The sequence below is a fragment of the Rhizobacter sp. P2_H2 genome (genome assembly GCF_056403375.1).
In genome coordinates, this window is sequence record NZ_JBFUFP010001197.1 from 1 (window position 1) to 1,520 (window position 1,520).

At 60.0% G+C, this 1,520-nt stretch carries 3 protein-coding genes; all 3 read right to left on the minus strand.

Annotated features, from left to right (window positions below; genetic code table 11):
* On the minus strand, window positions 1–241 hold a 241-nt coding region (locus tag AC1D15_RS31525), incomplete at its 3' end, for a hypothetical protein (RefSeq protein WP_477829140.1).
* 2 nt (window positions 242–243) lie between these two features.
* The gene (locus tag AC1D15_RS31530; protein ID WP_477829141.1) at window positions 244–822 is read right to left on the minus strand and encodes a tlde1 domain-containing protein; all 579 of its coding nucleotides are present in this window, start codon (window positions 820–822) and stop codon (window positions 244–246) included.
* 25 nt (window positions 823–847) lie between these two features.
* On the minus strand, window positions 848–1,520 hold a 673-nt coding region (locus tag AC1D15_RS31535; RefSeq protein ID WP_477829142.1), incomplete at its 5' end, for a hypothetical protein.

Consider the following 1,520-nt stretch of genomic DNA (forward strand, 5'->3'; position numbering starts at 1 on the left):
TGACGAGACTGCACGGGCTGTCTCGTGCTGCACACTCTCGCTCGACGAGCGCCGAAGCATCGAGTGATCCCGTCGCTCCCGATATCACAGTCGTGGCCACCATCGCGCGTACGGATTGCTTGGCGCGAGTTCCCTCAACGGTGACCTGTCCGCCTGCCGGCACCTCCACGGCGCGATCGTCAATTGCGAACGCAGCGCTTGCAAGCAACAATCCAAAAACGAGACCGGAAAGCGTGCGCATGGCTATGGAACGACACGGAGCGCGCGATCTTGGCTTCCGCCAATCAGGTCTCGAATGCTCCTGGGTTGAATAATGCATCCTTCTGATGCTGATCGATTCCCAGCGCTGTTGTCGCCATGGATAAGGAAGCCGGATCGACCATGCATCCAGTTGCCCGCCTCCGGGGTGAGACGCATCGAGCCGGGCAAACTCAAGCCAGCCCCCGTGATGTTGTTCTGCTGTTGACCGATTGTGTAGGTACCAGCCGGCAACGGACCAACCGACGGAATGAGATCGAGCGCAGGGTTGTTCACTCCCGCGCCATGGCCGGCGTACATGGGTCCGCCGATCGGCTGCGGGGGGCCTCCACCGAGATTGGCTGTAGGTTGGTAATACATCTGGCCAGTTGATTGGACATAGACCCACTCGAGTCCCGCGGGATCAATCCGGGTGATCGGGTTTCCTCCGACGTAGGCGTACGTGTTGATACCTCCGGCAAGGCCGATGGGATCTGGTTGCGTGTAGTGCGCCGCCGTGCCTTCGTGCAGGGAGGTCAGGGCCAGCATGACCACACAAAGCTTGAGATCGATTCGATGGAACATCTTCAGTTCTCCAGGTCGCATTTGTCTACAAAGACTTCTTGGCATCCTCGACTCGCCTGAGATAGGCGGACTCGGCTTCCGGGCTGCTGGGGCGCCAACCGAGCGATTGCGCGCGTTGATCCCATTCCATGGCCTCTCGCATCAAGTCCTGGTACTTGAGCCGCTCCTTCAATGTCATCCGTGGATCGGGGCTGTTGTAGTCGAACATGTAGGAGACCTCGGCCATCCAACCGTAGGTTGCTGCGAGGTGCAACATGCCGTTGACGTGCCTCGGTGCATGGCGCAGCGAGAGCAGCGCCAGGTCCACGCGAGGCTGCAGAACGCCGTTCGCTTCATAGAACTCGAGCAAGGTGTCGACGATCTGGACTGCCGCCTCCTTCTTTGACAGCGGCCGCATGTAGATGCCGGTTCGCAAAGACAGATCGGTCATCTCATAGAGCTGTCGCATCCAGGCATCGCGAGCGAATCCGCCGCCGCTTGTCGTCTCGATGTTGTAGAGCTGCCCGCGCTCGTCGCGGTACTTGACGAAGATGTGCCTGGGCACCGTCGCCAGCGTCACGTCCAGGCCGATCCTTTGACCGAGGACGACGAACAGGCTCGGCATCGACACGCAGTTCCCCTTGTGGCTGTCGAGATAGCTGGACTGAATCGCCCCGGGTTCCGAGGAGGCTCCTTCGATTGAGAGAATGGAGCAATGA